The sequence below is a fragment of the Paraburkholderia sp. RL17-337-BIB-A genome (assembly GCF_046025895.1).
Classification (GTDB): Bacteria; Pseudomonadota; Gammaproteobacteria; order Burkholderiales; family Burkholderiaceae; genus Paraburkholderia; species Paraburkholderia fungorum_C.
In genome coordinates, this window is record NZ_JARESY010000002.1 from 3,323,738 (window position 1) to 3,341,375 (window position 17,638).

Here is a 17,638-nt window from a genome sequence, read left to right on the forward strand (position 1 = left end):
GGTGAAATACCTCATGCAGCGGTCATCCGGCACGCAGGCGTAAACGTTGAACTGATGTCATCAATGAGAGCGAGATGGAACGGATGCGTGGGCCAGATGGTTTTACCGAGTCAATGTTCACGGTGTTGAAGCTGGACGATTTTGTACCGAAGGACCATCCGTTGCGTCCGATTCGCACCTGGCTCAATGACGCGCTTAACCGCATGGACGATGTGTTCGCGCGGATGTACGAGGCTGACGCGAAAGGAGGTCGGCCGAGCATCGCGCCGGAGAAGCTGGTGCGAGCTCTTTTGCTGCAGGTGCTGTATTCGATTCGTAGCGAGCGCATGCTGGTGGAACAGATTTCCTACAACATGTTGTTCCGCTGGTTCGTTGGCCTGCCGATGGACGGGACAGTGTGGGACCACTCGACGTTCAGCAAGAACCGCGACCGGTTGCTCGAACACGATGTGCTGGTGTTGCTCTTCAACGAGACAGTCGAGACCGCGCGTGAGCGCGGATATCTTTCCGGGGAGCACTTTAGCGTCGACGGCACGTTGATTCAGGCATGGGCCGGGCACAAGAGCTTTGTGCCCAAGGCAAGTCCGGACAAAGACGACACGCCTCCTGACGAACCGCCCGCGCCGAATGACAACTGGCACGGACAGAAGCGCAGTAACGAGACGCACCAATCCACGACGGACGAGCAGGCGCGCCTGTTTCGCAAGAGCAAAGGAACCGGAGCGATGCTCTGTTATATGGGCCACGTGCTGACCGACAACCGGCATGGTCTGGTGGTCAACGCACAGGTGACGCTGGCGACCGGCACCGCCGAGCGCGACGCGGCCGGGCTGATGCTTGCCGATGCCGCAAGTGTTGCGCCGCTCGGCATCACGGTCGGCGCGGACAAGAACTACGACACCGCCGGTTTCGTGGCCAGTTGTCGAGCGAACCGTGTGACGCCGCATGTGGCGCAAAACGATGGGCGTCCAGGAGGTTCAGCAATTGACGAGCGAACTACGCGCTGGCCGGGTTACGCGGTCAGCCAGCAAAAACGTAAACGCATTGAGCAGGTGTTCGGATGGAGCAAGACAGTCGGACGAATTCGACAAGCGATGTATCGGGGACTTGAACGCGTAGACCAGCTCTTCGTGCTGACGCAGGTCGGCTACAACCTGACGCGTATGCGCACACTTGCCGGTTGAGGGGCAGGAAGCGATGGATAACACCGATATGGTGAACCCGCGAGTAACGCCGAATGCCCGCAAACGTGTTCCGCGTTTCAAAAGTGCAAACCCAGCATCCGTCGTAATGCATCTGAGCGCATCAACGACGGATATTTCAACGGCCTGCTAAAGGGTGTAGCGGAGTTTCGCTAATGGGCGCGCTGCGCTCGTGTGCGGCACTGCGGCACGGACGCATCAGGCCATCTTGCAGCCGGGGTCTTGTCGAGCGGCAGGAACGACTGGCCTGAACTTACGATATCCGCGTAGTCGTCGGCGATTTTCATCTTGTTCTTCGCCTTGCCCTTCAAGAGATAGTAGTTCTTCAGTACCTGATGGTCGCCCTTGCGGACTTCTTCCGGACCGGTCAGACCGACATACTTCGTCGGATCTGCAAAAACCTGTGAAGCACCGTCTGGCCTGGCGTAGCAGTTGGTTTTCGGATAACCTGGCTCCCAGGAAGATTATCGAAGAGATAAAAATTCTGGGAGTTTTGGCCGATGAGCACACCGGATTTTTTTCGTAGCCGTCTGGACGCGATGATTGATCTGCGCCACCCCCTTGCGGTGCTGGCTACGAGGATGCCGTGGGCTGCCATCGAAGCGATGGCTCGCGCCCCTGTTTGAGCGGCGCTCACGCGATGGCCGGTTAAGCGAAGCGGTGGACCTGTTTGGTGTGAGTTCTAAGGAACTGGCCGGTGGCGTTAGTGCGGCCGGACGTCCGCGACTGCCAGTGCGGCTAATGGTCGGGCTGCTGTATTTGAAGCACACTTATAACGAGAGCGATGAATCGGTGTGCGAGCGCTGGGCGCAGGACGTGTACTTCCAGTTCTTCTGTGGTGAGGAGTACTTTCAGCCACATCTGCCATGCGACCCGACCAATCTGGTGCGTTTCCGGCAGGCGCTGGGCGAAGTCGGTGTCGAGGAGCTGCTCGCGACGACGATCGCGGCGGCGGTGCAGATGAAGGCGGTGAAGCCGGCCGAATTCGAGCGCGTGATTGTTGATACGACGGTCCAGGAGAAGGCCATTGCGTATCCGACTGACAGCCGTCTGCTGGAGGTGGCGCGAACCAGACTCGTGCAACTTGCGCAACGCGCTGGTCTTGTATTGAAGCAGACGTACGAACGTGAAGGCAAACGGTTGCGTCGCCGCGCGGGCGGCTATGCGCATGCGAAGCAGTTCAGGCGACTGCGGCGTGTACTCAAACGTCAGCGCACCGTATTGGGACGGCTACTGCGCGACATCGAACGCAAGCTGTCTGGAGCCTCAGATGAACGGAAGGCACAACTGCGCGTGTGGCTGGAGCGGGCGTGGCGCATTTGTCGCCAACGTACAAAGGACAAAAACAAGCTTTACGCCCTGCACGCGCCCGAAGTCGAGTGCATCGGTAAAGGCAAGGCGCGCCAGCCCTACGAGTTCGGCGTCAAGGTAAGCCTTGCGATCACGGAAAAACAAGGGCTGATCGTTGGCGCGCGCACGTTCGCGGGCAACCCATACGACGGCCACACGCTGGCAGAACAACTTGAACAGAGCACCATCCTGTTGCAGGATCTGCCCGGTACGCCGCAACCGAAGACCGTGCTGGTCGATCTCGGGTTTCGTGGGGTCGATGACGAGGTATCGTCAGTAAAACTGATTCATCGCGGCAAACACAGGAGCCTGACGAGCACGCAGCGACGCTGGCTAAAACGGCGGCAGGCGATCGAACCGATCATCGGCCATGTGAAGCATGATCACGGCATGCGGCGTTGCTGGCTTAAAGGGAAGGCCGGCGATGCGCTACACGCGGTACTGTGTGCTGCGGGGTACAACCTGCGATGGTTGCTGCGCGCAATCGTCCGTCTGGGCCTAGCTCCCGTATTTTTTATCCTCGCGACGCTGCAGTGGCTCGTCACTGTCACGCTCACGCCAGCACCGGCTTGCTGGAACCGTCTGCAAAGGCACTGATTCCCTTCGTTGACATCCAGGCGGTTCCACTGCCTCGCCGCGCAGACGGAGACTGTGGCCTCACTGGCCCCATGAAGTCGCGCTGATGCGCAAACTGAATTTTTCAGGACCGACTACTTCATACCCTCGAGCGTCGCGACCACCTTCTTCGGATCGACCGTGCCCGCTTTCACAATGCCGTCGAGCAAGATCTTTGTGCAGATGTAAGAACCCGCGAGGCTGTAATTGGGATTGGCCTTGAACGCGGTATTGCTGCGTTTGACGAGATCGCGATTGAGCGGTGAGTCGATGTCGTGCCAATACTGTGCGCCGAAATAGACGCCTTCGCACAGGTCCGCACCAAGCGATTCGAACTGCTCCAGACCGGAAGCCCACGCAATCAGAATCGTGCAATTGTTCTTCATGCCGAAGCTCACGGCCTGGCGCAACGTATCGGACGATTGCGACCCGAAGTTGAGAATCAGCAGGACATCAGGCTTCGCGGCGACTGCATTCGTCAGATAGCCGCTGAATTCCTTCTCGTTGAGCGAATGGTAGCTATTGCCCACATGCTCAATGCCCTTCTCCTTGAAAATCGCCTTGGCCGCCGACAGCAAACCGTCGCCGAATACATACTGCGGCGTGATCGTGTTCCAGCGTTTTGCTTTCGGCATCATCTGGGTCAACGGGCGCACGGTCTGTTCGATCGCACCGTAGGTCGGCACGGACCAGCGGAAAGTCGCGTCGTTGCAGTCCTTGCCGGTGATCTCGTCCGCACCTGCCGTGGTGATAAAGATGCCGCCGGCCTTCTGCACTTCCTCGCCCATCGCCAATGCTTCGGAGGACAGAATACCGCCGGCGAAGAAGCGCGCATTTTTCTGTTGAGCGATTTCCTGCACACGGCACGGCTGTTGCAGGCTTGCCTTCCGTATCGAGCACGGTATAGGCAAGCGGTTGGCCAAGTACCTTGCAGTACTGCTCGATAGCGAGCTTCATGCCGAGGTCGGCGTACTTGCCGTTCGCGGCGAATGGGCCCGACATCGGCACCGGACAGGCGAACTGCAAGGCCCCGGCCTGCGCGAACGCGCTACGCGCGAGCAGCGAGCCCAACGTCCCCGGAAGGGCCGACAACGCGGCCAGCTTCAACATATTTCGGCGATTCAAAATGACGCTCCTTAAGAAAGAGGGGCATCCGGATTACCGTGTGGAACGCTGTAAGGTTGAACATTCAACGACTTGCCGCGACTACTGTATGCATGTACAGTGATCGTCATGCCCCGTGCCTGCAAACTCTACCGTTGCGACGTCCTGCCCGCGCCCATGAATGCGTCGAAGCACGCGCGCGTACGGGCACTCCTGCAGGCATGGCGACGCGTAGCGGTGGTGCACGGTCGCGAACAGTGGAAGCAGTTCTACCGGTCCGGGGCGTGTGATGCGCGGCTGAAGTCTCGCACTGGCTACGACAGGGTCGGCGCGGCCTACGGCCAGATGATCCGTCATCAGGTTGTCGGAGTGCTCGAATCCTTCCTTTCCAACCGCCAGAACGAGTTCCGCGATCTCGTGAACCGCTCGGGAGTCGACGCGACCGTTCGCCATCAACTGCACTTCATCAACCGGTGGAAGGCGTGGCACACGCTTGCTGTTCCTCTCACCATGAAGGACGGCACTGTTATCCCTGAGGACGTGCGTCGTCTCGCGCGCGCGATCTTCCGCTCGGTTATGGCGCACCACCGGCGGCCGGCGCTGAACCGGTTGAACATGATCATCGACCAGCGCATGGTATCCGTGATGCCAGCGCGAACCGCTACGCACTTCCCCCTCTGGGCTCGGCTGTCTACCCTGGAAAAGGGCGTACGCGTTGAGCTCCCCCTGCAGACCTACGAGCATCACACCCTGCGCGCGGGCACGCGCGCGCTGACCGTGCAGGTCAACCAGCGTCCCGACGGGTCATTCGGTGTCGGCATCCTCACGGACGTCACGAACGCTTTCGAAGCGTCCCGTGCGGCCTATCAGCCACGGTGCGAAGCGATCGCACTGGACCTCGGGCTGAACACCCTGTTCGCGACTAACGAGGGTGACCTGCTGGGGCGCGGCTGGCGCGCGAAACTCGAGCACTACGACCGACGCATCACGGGACTGGCGAAGTACCTGCAGCAGCGCGGCAGCAAGCCCAACCGGCACGCACGCTATCGGGCGCGGGTCGCGGCTCTGCGCGGCTGCCTCACGAGCGAGGTGAACCGCATTCTCAACCGGCTCGTGACCACGAAGGCGCCGGCCGAGCTTGTCCTCGAGCGACTAGACTTCCGTGCGCCCGGTCTGAGCAAGCGCCTAAACCGGCTGCTCTCGAACATGGGACGGGGCATCATCGAGGCCAAGCTGAAGGACCTCGAAGAACGCCTGGGCATCAAGACGACCAAGGCCCTCGCCGCGTACTCATCGCAGACCGATTCTGCATGTGGCTACGTGGACAGGGCCAACCGCTCCACACAGGCGCTGTTCGCCTGCCGCTGGTGCGGGCACCGTAAGCACGCGGATGTCAACGCGGCGCGCAACCTGCTTCAGAGACGTTCTCTGGAGGATACAGGCTCGGGCCGGGCAATCCGCGATGCACTCCTCGACAAACTGGTACGCCAGCATGTCGAGCGATATCACAGACCTCGGGGTAGGTCTGCCGACCCACGTCTGTCCAATCCGTATTTCCGGTCCTGGGCAGCCACGGCGAAGTCAATCGGACCTTTCAGTTGATCTACTTTCAACACGAAAATCCGAATACCCAGATTCACAAAGCGATCACGAAAGCAGCACGCGAACGTGACGTGGAAAAGGTGCGCGAATTGATGGTGGTCCACATGACCGAAGCGCCACGCTATGTGAAGCGGATGAAGGGCAAGCTGCGTGGTCGGCTAATTCTTGATTCGGAGATTCGCCGGCGCGTGAGGGCGCGTAGCGTCGCACCGGCTGATGATGCCGGTCAGGAGTGAAGTCGATTTGAGAAGTGCCGCTGCCGGATGGCGCGGCACCTGCAGCGGAAGGTGCCCTGCGTGCCTGCGTTGCAAGCGGACGGAACGAATGGAATCGAAAAGGTCGACTCGGGAAAAATGAAAGCACGGACGCACCAGTCGACTGACGGCGATTGGCTCGGGCACAGCCATCCCCCTGCTCAAGACGGCCAATTGGGTTGCGGCAGCCACGTGAGGGCTCAACCTTTTGCGGCGCGCACCGTTATTGCATCTGCACAGGCATAACACTGGACCGTCGTGGCACAACCTATTCCGTTTTCCCGCAACACCGGCGCTGCACGTGCTCGGCATGACAAAGCCTTGCTGTGCCGATCGACCGGAAAATCTCCGATGACCTTGCCTTGCGCGTGCATCTGGCGCTCGATGCCTTGCGCCGCGGCGCCGGTAGCACGAGCGATTGGGGGGCGACAATGACTACGTCCGGTGTAGCGACATTCATCTTGGCCGGTAGTGAGGAGTCGGAGGCGGGTTAGCCGCCGGAGACGACGAACTGCCGGCGGCGCCGGATCGGCGAGGCTTAGGATGGCTGACTGAACCTAAAAAGAGGCGGTCAGCCCATGTCTGGAAGCCGCATCACCGACCAGCAGGTCCGCCTCTACATGAACCATCGCAAACACCATCCACAGAAGCTCGCTGCGGCGAAGTCAGGCATGAGCGAGCGCACGGCGCGACGTGTCGAACACGAAGCCGGACTACCGTCACAGCAGCCCCGGCGCTACTGGCGCTCGCGCCCTGATCCGTTCGCCGGTGTCTGGGAGAGCGAAGTAGTCCCGTTGCTACGCGCTGCGCCAAAGCTGAAGGCGATCACTCTGCTGCGCAAATTGCAGGAGGACCATCCCGAGCGCTTTCCTGACAGCATGCGCCGCACGTTTGAGCGACATGTCAGCCAGTGGCGCGCGCTCGAAGGCCCGAACCAGGAAGTGTTCTTCCCTCAAACGTATCAGCCAGGCGCGCGAGGCCTGTCGGACTTCACGCACATGGACAAGTTGTGCGTAACGATTGGTGGCATCCCGCTCAACCACCTGCTGTATCACTTCGTGCTGGCGTTCTCGCGCTGGGAATACGCTAGCGTGGTCGATGGCGGGGAGAGCTTCCAGGCGCTGGCGACGGGATTGCAGAACGCGCTGTGGCAGGCCGGCGGTTGCCCACGGGAACATCGTTCCGACAGCCTGTCGGCGGCCGCGTACGACGAGTTCGTGCGCGGGGTGGTGATGCGCCGCAACCGGCGCAACGCTGCAGCGTTCCAGATCGAGCGCGAACACCTGCTAGATCTGCCTGAACACCGTACCACCGACTTCACGGAGGAAGAGGCGCGCGTGACACGCTGCGGCACGTTCACCGTGCGTTGCGTCCTGTACAGCGCCCCGTCGCGACTGATCGGTCATCGCCTGAAGGTACGCCTGTACAGTGACCGGCTCGATTGCTATCTGTCCGGCGCGCTCGTGCACAGCACGGCGAGAGCCACGCACACGAGCAAACGGCGCGGTCGCGGCATCGACTACCGGCACTTCATCGATTCGCTCAAACGCAAGCCGCAGGCCTTCAAGGGCCTCGCGTTCCGTGACGATCTGTTTCCGCGTGAAGCCTACCGACGCACCTCGGAGCGACTCGAGGAGGCGCTGACGCCACGCAGCGCATGCAAGACCATGGTGGGCCTGCTTGAGCTGGCAGGAAACCACGGCGTCGAGGCGCAACTGGCGCAGAGGCTCGATGCATTGCTCGAACTCGGTGAACTGCCCGATCTGAAGGCGCTGTTCGCTGAGTTCGCGCCGCGCCAGGCCGAGTGTCCGGTGGTTGTCGTCGAGATGCCGTCCGCCGCGCTCTATGACACGTTGCTCAATGAGGAGGTGCTCGCATGAACGCCGCCTACGATGCTGGCCGTATCGCGCTAATGCTCAACGAATTGCGCCTGCCAACGATCGGCCGGTTATGGCCGGACTTCGCTGAACGCTCGGACAAGGAAAGCTGGCAGGCGTCGCGGTTACTCGGTGCATTGCTCGAACATGAACTCGCCGAGCGCGCCAAACGAAGAAATCGAACGTCATCGTGCCGAGTCACATCTGGATCCGACCAAGACGCTTGCCACCTTCGACTTCGGTGTTGTGCCTATGGTCTCGAAGGCGCATGTGATGGCGCTGGCCACCGGCGATTCGTGGCTTGAGAAAGGCGCCACGATTCTCCTGTTCGGTCCGCCCGGACACGAGACATAATGCTCACCTCCCTATGTTATTGAAGATCAATGGATAGTTGATTTGGATCTGCCGATTGCGGGCCTTCAGCCGAATCCCGTTGTGCGCAATACGCGTCTATATCGGTGCGATGTATAACCCACGGTGCGCCAATGCACGCCTGCGTAGCCGGCAATTGCTTCGTGCGGATCAAACGCAGAACCGTGGGCGCGCTGATACGTAATAATGCAGCGGCTTCCGTCGCCGTCAGTTCGTTACGCTCCTGCCTCTCTCCTTCGCGATAGACAGAAATCGAATGATCGTGACGCAAGATACCAATGCGCGCTGCAGTCCATGTATGCCCCCTGGCCGTGCGTCTGCCCAGGCGATTGATGATCGCAGCAATCGATAGGTCCGGGAGGGTTCTTGCCAAAGCGCGAATGATATCAATCGTCTCGCTGTCGGTGACCCAGCGATGCTGCCCAGTACGGTTCGTTTGGAATTCGAGTTCAGTGTGTTGGCCTCCCTGCCAGTGAAGAAGCGCCCGGATGGTGTGGTCCTGCTTCGTAACGACAATCTCCTTGAGAACAGTACGCAAGATACGTTTCTTGATTTCGAGGGCACTGGCGGGGTGATTCCACAGCCGGGGCAAATCCGTTCCCAACCTCATGAGTTCGTCGCGAGCGGCGTTGCTGAGTGAATCTGCCGGCTGTTCGCGTAGCGCGTCAAGTTCGGCTTGCCGTTGCGCTTGTGTTGTTAACGCATCGTTCCAGCGGCGCTCCAGCTCGGCGGCAACCAACCGGTTATCGGGGTCGATGGCGTCGTACTGTCGACGAGCGCGGGTCGCTTCATAACGTGCCTGTTCGAGCGCCAGCTCCTTATGCCGGACTCGCTCGTCGTCACTCACACGATTACGCTCGATGGCGTCCAACGAGGCGCGAATGCCCAATGGTTCAAGTCGCCGTAAAACTTCCTCCGAAACGCGCTGATCTACACGCAACGCACCGAACGAAATACAACCGGGACCGCCGTGATTCAGCATGCTGCCGCGGCAGTGATAACGGGCCACCACACCTTTGGTGCCAGAATACGCAATATGCAGCTTGCGTCCGCAATGACCGCAACGCAATAGACCCGGCAACAGCGAACTGCCGCGTTTAACCGAACCGCGGACCATGTTGCCCTTCATGTTGGCATTGTCGGTAATCAATTTGCGGTTGCTCTCGTATTCTTCCCAGCTAATGTAGCCCGCATGGTGCTCGACGATCAAGACCTGCCAATCCTTGCGATCGACGTGAGTGCCGCTGTGAAGACGCTTGCGGCCGTTCTCAATGCGCACGATTGTCCTGGTCTTGCCAAACGCATAGGCGCCGCCGTAGGTGGGATTCGACAGCATCTTCAGCACAGTGTTATATATCGGCAATCTCCAGACGACATGGCGACCCTCTTGACCGTAAGTGACCGCCGGCAATTCGATATTCTCCTGCCTGATCCAGAGCAAGACCTGCCTGACGCTCCCTAACTCACGAAACTTCTGGAAGACCAGCCCGAGTGCTTCACGGATACGCCGATCCGGATCGATCTCGATTCGATTGTTTGGGACCCGAACATAGCCAATCGGAACCGTCATGAATAACTCACCGCGTTTGGCCTTCTGGTCCAGTGCGGCCTGGGAACGTTGGCGAAATGTCGATAGTTCCATCTCGGACAGCGTGCCCTTCATGCCCAACAAAAGCCGGTCGTTAGGTTCCCGAGGATCATAGATTCCGTCCTCGTCGATCAGGATCGTTCCGACAAGTCGACAGAATTCCAGCAGCGTGTGCCAGTCACGCCCATTGCGCGCCAGCCGGGAGGCTTCAATGCAGAATACTGCACCAATCTCGCCACTGCAAAGTGTAGCCAGTAGCCGTTCGAAACCCGGCCGATGAATACCTGATCCCGAGCGGCCAAGGTCGTCGTCAATGACGGATACGTCGGGCCAGCCTAGCGCGCGGGCGCGATCCGCAAGCCCATACTGTCGCAACTGGCTCTCGCGGTTGTGCTGAACCTGATCGAATGTTGATTGCCTGATATACACGCATGCACGGCGCGCAAGATGTTCAGCGCGGATCTTGCTCATCGCGCACCTCCATCTCGATCGCGTCGATTACCGATTGCATCAGCAGCGCCAGTTGCGCCACCACTTCCGATAGCGTCTCCGCTGGCAAGTACGTTTCGTCGTGGGCTTCGTCGAACAGACCCTTCTGCCTGATCACCTGTTTGCGCATCACTGTATCTCCCGTGTGTAGACGACACACTGCAAGATAAAGCGGCGTCAATCAGACGCTGCAGTTCGACCAATACAGCATGCGGCAACTCTGGCTGCGAGACCACGTGCATTTGGCTCGCTTCCTCCCAGGTCATCCACGGCGGAAGGTGCGCACGCGTACCATCCGGCTGCATGATGATCAGGTACGACTCGCCTCGATAGCGATTCATACCTATGACATTGATGCACTCGCCGAAGCGCGGGTGAAACGGATAGCGAACGACGACGTCGTCGCCTTGATTATGGGCAGTATGTTGCTGGTTCGCCCGGCGGCGGAAAAAGTCACTTGGGGTCCGCCATCGGCCATGCGTTAATCGACGCCGGCTATCGCGTATTGTTCACGCGCACCGGCGAAATCGTGCAGAAGCTCCAGGTCGCGCGCCAGAGTCTGCAGCTGCCTTCGGCGCTGGCGAAGCTTGACCGGTTCGACCTGATCATCCTCGATGATCTGTCGTATGTGAGGAAAGACCAGGCTGAAACCAGCGTGCTATTTGAGCTGATCGCCGAGAGGTATGAGCGGAAAAGTCTTCTAATAACGGCCAACCAGCCGTTCTCCGGCTGGAACGACGTCTTCCCGGACCCCGGCATGACGGTGGCCGCCATCGACCGGCTCGTTCATCACTCGACGATCTTCGAGCTGAATGTCGAAAGCTATCGGCGCCGCACAGCCAGCGACAAACAGAAAGAGCGCCGCCGTCAATTACCCACTGACAACCCGAACGGAGCGACAACCATGACCCCCTGACGCAGCGACAATCACCTCGGCCGACCGGCCAAGATGTTTGTCGGCAAACCGGACTTCCTGCTTAACGCTATCCAAGCGATGCACAAACGCTCGCGCAGGTCATGCTGCTAACGGGCTTTCTGGCTGAGTCCAGCTTCGACTCGGCGACCGGCGAGCAACTCGGTGCGGCGGAGCGCGCGGTGTCGGGGTTTTCGATATCGGCCGTGAAACAAGGCCCGTTCTGCACCCGCTTTTCCACACGGTAACGCAGAAACCCCACCTTTTGGGGTGGGGTTTCTGTTACTGCAGGGGAGCCTGACGATTACCTACTTTCACACGGGAATCCGCACTATCATCGGCGTGGAGTCGTTTCACGGTCCTGTTCGGGATGGGAAGGGGTGGGACCGACTCGCTATGGTCATCAGGCATGACTTGTTGCCGTACTGCCCGGGCGGGGCAATACAACCAATCTGGAAGAAGTAGCTGAGAGGATGCCTCTCGTTGACGTGTTCAACCCACGTCAGGGTCATGTTGTTTCTGGCACAACACTGATCACTCAACCGTGCGTGTGTCCCTGCCCCCTTCGGGGGTGGCCCTGAGCAAGCGCTGAAGCGCCAGCTCATGGCGTAAAACACACCGGTTATAGGATCAAGCCTTACGGGCAATTAGTATCAGTTAGCTTAACGCATTACTGCGCTTCCACACCTGACCTATCAACGTCCTGGTCTTGAACGACCCTTCAAGGGGCTCGAAGCCCCGGGGATATCTCATCTTAAGGCGAGTTTCCCGCTTAGATGCTTTCAGCGGTTATCTCTTCCGAACATAGCTACCCGGCGATGCCACTGGCGTGACAACCGGTACACCAGAGGTTCGTCCACTCCGGTCCTCTCGTACTAGGAGCAGCCCCCTTCAAATATCCAGCGCCCACGGCAGATAGGGACCAAACTGTCTCACGACGTTTTAAACCCAGCTCACGTACCTCTTTAAATGGCGAACAGCCATACCCTTGGGACCGGCTACAGCCCCAGGATGAGATGAGCCGACATCGAGGTGCCAAACACCGCCGTCGATATGAACTCTTGGGCGGTATCAGCCTGTTATCCCCAGAGTACCTTTTATCCGTTGAGCGATGGCCCTTCCATACAGAACCACCGGATCACTATGACCTGCTTTCGCACCTGCTCGACTTGTCGGTCTCGCAGTTAAGCACGCTTATGCCATTGCACTATCAGCACGATTTCCGACCGTACCTAGCGTACCTTCGTACTCCTCCGTTACACTTTGGGAGGAGACCGCCCCAGTCAAACTGCCTACCATGCACTGTCCCCGATCCGGATCACGGACCAAGGTTAGAACCTCAAACAAACCAGGGTGGTATTTCAAGGGCGGCTCCACGCAGACTGGCGTCCACGCTTCAAAGCCTCCCACCTATCCTACACAGACCGGTTCAAAGTCCAATGCAAAGCTACAGTAAAGGTTCATGGGGTCTTTCCGTCTAGCCGCGGGGAGATTGCATCATCACAAACACTTCAACTTCGCTGAGTCTCGGGAGGAGACAGTGTGGCCATCGTTACGCCATTCGTGCAGGTCGGAACTTACCCGACAAGGAATTTCGCTACCTTAGGACCGTTATAGTTACGGCCGCCGTTTACCGGGACTTCAATCAAGAGCTTGCACCCCATCATTTAATCTTCCGGCACCGGGCAGGCGTCACACCCTATACGTCCACTTTCGTGTTTGCAGAGTGCTGTGTTTTTATTAAACAGTCGCAGCCACCAGTTTATTGCAACCCCTTCACCCTAAGCGCGCAGGCGCGTCAGGCTACAGGGGCGTACCTTATCCCGAAGTTACGGTACCAATTTGCCGAGTTCCTTCTCCCGAGTTCTCTCAAGCGCCTTAGAATACTCATCTCGCCCACCTGTGTCGGTTTGCGGTACGGTCTTGTTAAACTGAAGCTTAGAGGCTTTTCTTGGAACCACTTCCGATTGCTTCTTCACCTAAGTGAATGGCGCCACGCCCTTGAATTACGCACCCGGATTTGCCTGAGTGCCTTCTCCAACGCAGCGACCGGGACTTCCAACACCCGGACAACCTTCCGCGATCCGTCCCCCCATCGCATTTAACAATGGTGCAGGAATATTAACCTGCTTCCCATCAGCTACGCATTTCTGCCTCGCCTTAGGGGCCGACTCACCCTACGCCGATGAACGTTGCGTAGGAAACCTTGGGCTTACGGCGAGGGGGCCTTTCACCCCCTTTATCGCTACTCATGTCAGCATTCGCACTTCCGATACCTCCAGCGCACTTTTCAATGCACCTTCGCAGGCTTACGGAACGCTCTCCTACCATGCACATAAATGTGCATCCGCAGCTTCGGTATATTGCTTAGCCCCGTTACATCTTCCGCGCAGGACGACTCGATCAGTGAGCTATTACGCTTTCTTTAAAGGATGGCTGCTTCTAAGCCAACCTCCTGACTGTTTTAGCCTTCCCACTTCGTTTCCCACTTAGCAATATTTGGGGACCTTAGCTGGCGGTCTGGGTTGTTTCCCTCTTGACACCGGACGTTAGCACCCGATGTCTGTCTCCCGTGATTGCACTCTTCGGTATTCGGAGTTTGCTATGGCGTAGTAATCCGCAATGGACCCCACAACCATGACAGTGCTCTACCCCCGAAGGTGATACACGAGGCACTACCTAAATAGTTTTCGGAGAGAACCAGCTATTTCCAGGTTTGTTTAGCCTTTCACCCCTATCCACAGCTCATCCCCTAACTTTTCAACGTTAGTGGGTTCGGACCTCCAGTACGTGTTACCGCACCTTCATCCTGGCCATGGATAGATCACCTGGTTTCGGGTCTACACCCAGCGACTGAACGCCCTGTTCGGACTCGCTTTCGCTACGCCTGCCCTAATCGGTTAAGCTTGCCACTGAATGTAAGTCGCTGACCCATTATACAAAAGGTACGCCGTCACCCCTTACGAGGCTCCGACTGTTTGTATGCATGCGGTTTCAGGATCTATTTCACTCCCCTCCCGGGGTTCTTTTCGCCTTTCCCTCACGGTACTGGTTCACTATCGGTCGATCACGAGTATTTAGCCTTGGAGGATGGTCCCCCCATCTTCAGACAGGATTTCACGTGTCCCGCCCTACTTGTCGTACACCCAGTTCTTCCTCGCTGTTTTCGTCTACAGGGCTATCACCTGCTATGGCGGCACTTTCCAGAGCCTTCGACTAACAATGAAGATAAAGAGTACAGGCTGATCCCATTTCGCTCGCCACTACTCTGGGAATCTCGGTTGATTTCTTTTCCTGCGGTTACTTAGATGTTTCAGTTCACCGCGTTCGCTTCTCGTGACCTATGTATTCAGTCACGGATACCTCAAAAGAGGTGGGTTTCCCCATTCGGACATCGACGGATCAAAGCTCGTTTGCCAGCTCCCCGTCGCTTTTCGCAGGCTACCGCGTCCTTCATCGCCTGTGATCGCCAAGGCATCCACCACATGCACTTGTTCGCTTGACCCTATAACGGGTGTGTCTCAACACCGATCCGAAGATCCATGCCTCGCCACAATCGCTACAGGTTGAGTATTCGTGTTGCGCCGTATTCCAAGGCAATCTTTCGATTACCTTTTCATACATTGATACAATCACAACCCTGATTCACCTACTCAACCACCCATCTCTAAGTGATCTTTCGTGAATCTCTTTACTACTTCTTCCTGATTGTTAAAGAACGACAGCCGATATGATGGTCGCTATGACCACCTATCACTCTGACTGGCTCAATCGCCAATGCCTGTTTCACTACACCGCAAACCTCTTGCAAGGTCCGCCGCAGTAAAACCGGCATTGAAGATTGGTGGAGGATGACGGGATCGAACCGACGACCCCCTGCTTGCAAAGCAGGTGCTCTCCCAGCTGAGCTAATCCCCCAGTCACACACAGATATTGCTATCTGTATTGATGCCCCAGGGGTTTCAGTCATTAGCGCAGCCACCGCAGAAACAGTGGTGGGTCTGGATGGATTCGAACCATCGACCCCCGCCTTATCAAGACGGTGCTCTAACCAACTGAGCTACAGACCCCTGAGTCTGTCTTTTTCACAGCCGATAAGCGTGAGCGCTCAACGCATTGACACGTTAGCTCGAGAAAGGAGGTGATCCAGCCGCACCTTCCGATACGGCTACCTTGTTACGACTTCACCCCAGTCATGAATCCTACCGTGGTGACCGTCCTCCTTGCGGTTAGACTAGCCACTTCTGGTAAAACCCACTCCCATGGTGTGACGGGCGGTGTGTACAAGACCCGGGAACGTATTCACCGCGGCATGCTGATCCGCGATTACTAGCGATTCCAGCTTCACGCACTCGAGTTGCAGAGTGCGATCCGGACTACGATCGGTTTTCTGGGATTGGCTCCCCCTCGCGGGTTGGCGACCCTCTGTTCCGACCATTGTATGACGTGTGAAGCCCTACCCATAAGGGCCATGAGGACTTGACGTCATCCCCACCTTCCTCCGGTTTGTCACCGGCAGTCTCCCTAGAGTGCTCTTGCGTAGCAACTAGGGACAAGGGTTGCGCTCGTTGCGGGACTTAACCCAACATCTCACGACACGAGCTGACGACAGCCATGCAGCACCTGTGTTATGGCTCCCTTTCGGGCACTCCCACCTCTCAGCAGGATTCCATACATGTCAAGGGTAGGTAAGGTTTTTCGCGTTGCATCGAATTAATCCACATCATCCACCGCTTGTGCGGGTCCCCGTCAATTCCTTTGAGTTTTAATCTTGCGACCGTACTCCCCAGGCGGTCAACTTCACGCGTTAGCTACGTTACCAAGTCAATGAAGACCCGACAACTAGTTGACATCGTTTAGGGCGTGGACTACCAGGGTATCTAATCCTGTTTGCTCCCCACGCTTTCGTGCATGAGCGTCAGTATTGGCCCAGGGGGCTGCCTTCGCCATCGGTATTCCTCCACATCTCTACGCATTTCACTGCTACACGTGGAATTCTACCCCCCTCTGCCATACTCTAGCCCGCCAGTCACAAATGCAGTTCCCAGGTTAAGCCCGGGGATTTCACATCTGTCTTAGCGGACCGCCTGCGCACGCTTTACGCCCAGTAATTCCGATTAACGCTTGCACCCTACGTATTACCGCGGCTGCTGGCACGTAGTTAGCCGGTGCTTATTCTTCCGGTACCGTCATCCCCCCGGGGTATTAACCCAGAGGTTTTCTTTCCGGACAAAAGTGCTTTACAACCCGAAGGCCTTCTTCACACACGCGGCATTGCTGGATCAGGCTTGCGCCCATTGTCCAAAATTCCCCACTGCTGCCTCCCGTAGGAGTCTGGGCCGTGTCTCAGTCCCAGTGTGGCTGGTCGTCCTCTCAGACCAGCTACAGATCGTCGCCTTGGTAGGCCTTTACCCCACCAACTAGCTAATCTGCCATCGGCCGCCCCTGTAGCGGGAGGTCCTAAGATCCCCCCCTTTCCTCCGTAGAGCGTATGCGGTATTAATCCGGCTTTCGCCGGGCTATCCCCCACTACAGGACACGTTCCGATGTATTACTCACCCGTTCGCCACTCGCCACCAGGGTTGCCCCCGTGCTGCCGTTCGACTTGCATGTGTAAGGCATGCCGCCAGCGTTCAATCTGAGCCAGGATCAAACTCTTCAGTTCAAACCTGTTACTGTTTTTCGGTTCTGTTACGAACCGGTCGCTCACTCAACGTACTGACGAATGATCCCCCTGCCGGCGTGTTTCCACCCCAGCAGGAAAACCTTCCTTTCATTACTGTGTGAGACTTGATACTTTCGCTTCCAGCAAACCCCGAAGAGCTCACTGCGCGTCGCGCATCAAGCGCCCACACTTATCGGCTGTTAATTTTTAAAGATCGAGTCCGCATTCACCACCGGAACCGCACCGCGCGCTGTTGGTATCAAGCTTCAACACCACAACCACCCGGTACCGCTTCGTTCTGCGTCGCTGCATCAGCAGCAGAGAAACGAGATTATGGAGAACGGTCGACGGGTCGTCAACCCCCTTTTGTGAATTTTCTTTTGACCAAGTGCGATTTGACGCCAAAACATGCGCCCCGCTATATGTAGCAAGATGTAGCAAGATCGACGGAAAGTCATCCGGCCGTGCGAGAGTGGCCGACATAGCCTATAGTAAAGAGCCTGCATACGCGCACGACGAGCAGTTGAAGTGCTGCCTTCTGCCCCCACCTGAACCTATGGATGACAGGCGACGAAGGGACCCTGCGACAAGAGCGCATGACAAATTG

The 17,638-nt window shown here is 57.8% G+C and carries 5 protein-coding genes, 2 tRNA genes, 3 rRNA genes and 7 pseudogenes; 7 read left to right on the forward strand and 10 right to left on the reverse strand.

Annotated features, from left to right (window positions below):
• Window positions 1-83 precede the first annotated feature (83 nt).
• Entirely contained in the window at window positions 84-1,184 is a 1,101-nt protein-coding gene (locus P0D84_RS35465; protein ID WP_408346296.1) for an IS5 family transposase, read from the forward strand.
• Window positions 1,185-1,400: 216 nt separating this feature from the next.
• On the opposite strand, the pseudogene P0D84_RS35470 reads toward P0D84_RS35465, so the two are convergent.
• Window positions 1,401-1,585, reverse strand: a pseudogene (locus P0D84_RS35470) (ABC transporter substrate-binding protein); the annotation flags it as partial.
• Between the two features lie 117 nt (window positions 1,586-1,702).
• On the opposite strand from P0D84_RS35470, the pseudogene P0D84_RS35475 reads away from it, so the two are divergent.
• Window positions 1,703-3,149, forward strand: a pseudogene (locus tag P0D84_RS35475) (IS5 family transposase).
• A 116-nt stretch (window positions 3,150-3,265) separates the two neighbouring features.
• Here the strand turns inward: P0D84_RS35475 and P0D84_RS35480 are convergent.
• A pseudogene (locus tag P0D84_RS35480) lies at window positions 3,266-4,292 on the reverse strand (ABC transporter substrate-binding protein); the annotation flags it as partial.
• Window positions 4,293-4,448: 156 nt separating this feature from the next.
• Here P0D84_RS35480 and P0D84_RS35485 point away from each other — a divergent pair.
• The 4 genes and pseudogenes from P0D84_RS35485 to P0D84_RS49095 all read left to right on the forward strand — a co-directional run.
• On the forward strand, window positions 4,449-5,873 hold the full coding sequence (locus tag P0D84_RS35485) for a zinc ribbon domain-containing protein (protein WP_408344786.1): 1,425 nt from the start codon (window positions 4,449-4,451) through the stop codon (window positions 5,871-5,873).
• Between the two features lie 23 nt (window positions 5,874-5,896).
• Window positions 5,897-6,109, forward strand: a pseudogene (locus tag P0D84_RS35490) (GntR family transcriptional regulator); the annotation flags it as partial.
• Between the two features lie 596 nt (window positions 6,110-6,705).
• Window positions 6,706-8,007 carry a Mu transposase domain-containing protein gene (locus P0D84_RS35495; RefSeq protein WP_408344789.1) on the forward strand — a complete coding sequence of 434 codons (1,302 nt, stop codon included), beginning with the start codon at window positions 6,706-6,708 and terminating at the stop codon, window positions 8,005-8,007.
• Window positions 8,004-8,346: pseudogene (locus P0D84_RS49095) on the forward strand (ATP-binding protein); the annotation flags it as partial. The gene P0D84_RS35495 and the pseudogene P0D84_RS49095, both read left to right, overlap by 4 nt.
• A gap of 28 nt (window positions 8,347-8,374) precedes the next feature.
• Here P0D84_RS49095 and P0D84_RS35505 read toward each other — a convergent pair.
• The 3 genes and pseudogenes from P0D84_RS35505 to P0D84_RS49195 all read right to left on the reverse strand — a co-directional run.
• Window positions 8,375-10,435: a recombinase family protein gene (locus tag P0D84_RS35505; RefSeq protein ID WP_408344795.1), complete on the reverse strand. Its 2,061-nt coding sequence runs from the start codon at window positions 10,433-10,435 to the stop codon at window positions 8,375-8,377.
• Window positions 10,416-10,583: a hypothetical protein gene (locus P0D84_RS35510; protein ID WP_161783704.1), complete on the reverse strand. Its 168-nt coding sequence runs from the start codon at window positions 10,581-10,583 to the stop codon at window positions 10,416-10,418. The genes P0D84_RS35505 and P0D84_RS35510 overlap by 20 nt, the downstream gene beginning before the upstream one ends.
• Window positions 10,584-10,686: 103 nt before the next feature.
• A pseudogene (locus P0D84_RS49195) lies at window positions 10,687-10,794 on the reverse strand (hypothetical protein); the annotation flags it as partial.
• Window positions 10,795-10,883: 89 nt separating this feature from the next.
• On the opposite strand from P0D84_RS49195, the pseudogene P0D84_RS35520 reads away from it, so the two are divergent.
• Window positions 10,884-11,369, forward strand: a pseudogene (locus tag P0D84_RS35520) (ATP-binding protein); the annotation flags it as partial.
• Window positions 11,370-11,661: 292 nt separating this feature from the next.
• Here the strand turns inward: P0D84_RS35520 and rrf are convergent.
• The 5 genes from rrf to P0D84_RS35545 all read right to left on the reverse strand — a co-directional run bounded on the left by rrf (window position 11,662) and on the right by P0D84_RS35545 (window position 17,031).
• Window positions 11,662-11,774, reverse strand: a 5S ribosomal RNA gene (rrf, locus tag P0D84_RS35525).
• Between the two features lie 218 nt (window positions 11,775-11,992).
• Window positions 11,993-14,871, reverse strand: a 23S ribosomal RNA gene (locus P0D84_RS35530).
• Window positions 14,872-15,208: 337 nt separating this feature from the next.
• Window positions 15,209-15,284: transfer RNA gene (locus P0D84_RS35535), tRNA-Ala, on the reverse strand.
• A 75-nt stretch (window positions 15,285-15,359) separates the two neighbouring features.
• A tRNA-Ile gene (locus tag P0D84_RS35540) sits at window positions 15,360-15,436 on the reverse strand.
• A gap of 64 nt (window positions 15,437-15,500) precedes the next feature.
• Window positions 15,501-17,031: ribosomal RNA gene (locus P0D84_RS35545) — 16S ribosomal RNA — on the reverse strand.
• The 16S, 23S and 5S rRNA genes sit together here with 2 tRNA genes alongside, the layout of an rRNA operon.
• Window positions 17,032-17,638 lie beyond the last annotated feature (607 nt).

Bases quoted from the DNA above. Each gene is read 5' to 3' on its own strand.
- P0D84_RS35465 (WP_408346296.1), top strand. From the start codon at position 84: ATGCGTGGGCCAGATGGTTTTACCGAGTCAATGTTCACGGTGTTGAAG.
- P0D84_RS35485 (WP_408344786.1), top strand. From the start codon at position 4,449: ATGAATGCGTCGAAGCACGCGCGCGTACGGGCACTCCTGCAGGCATGG.
- P0D84_RS35495 (WP_408344789.1), top strand. From the start codon at position 6,706: ATGTCTGGAAGCCGCATCACCGACCAGCAGGTCCGCCTCTACATGAAC.
- P0D84_RS35505 (WP_408344795.1), bottom strand. From the start codon at position 10,435: ATGAGCAAGATCCGCGCTGAACATCTTGCGCGCCGTGCATGCGTGTAT.
- P0D84_RS35510 (WP_161783704.1), bottom strand. From the start codon at position 10,583: ATGCGCAAACAGGTGATCAGGCAGAAGGGTCTGTTCGACGAAGCCCAC.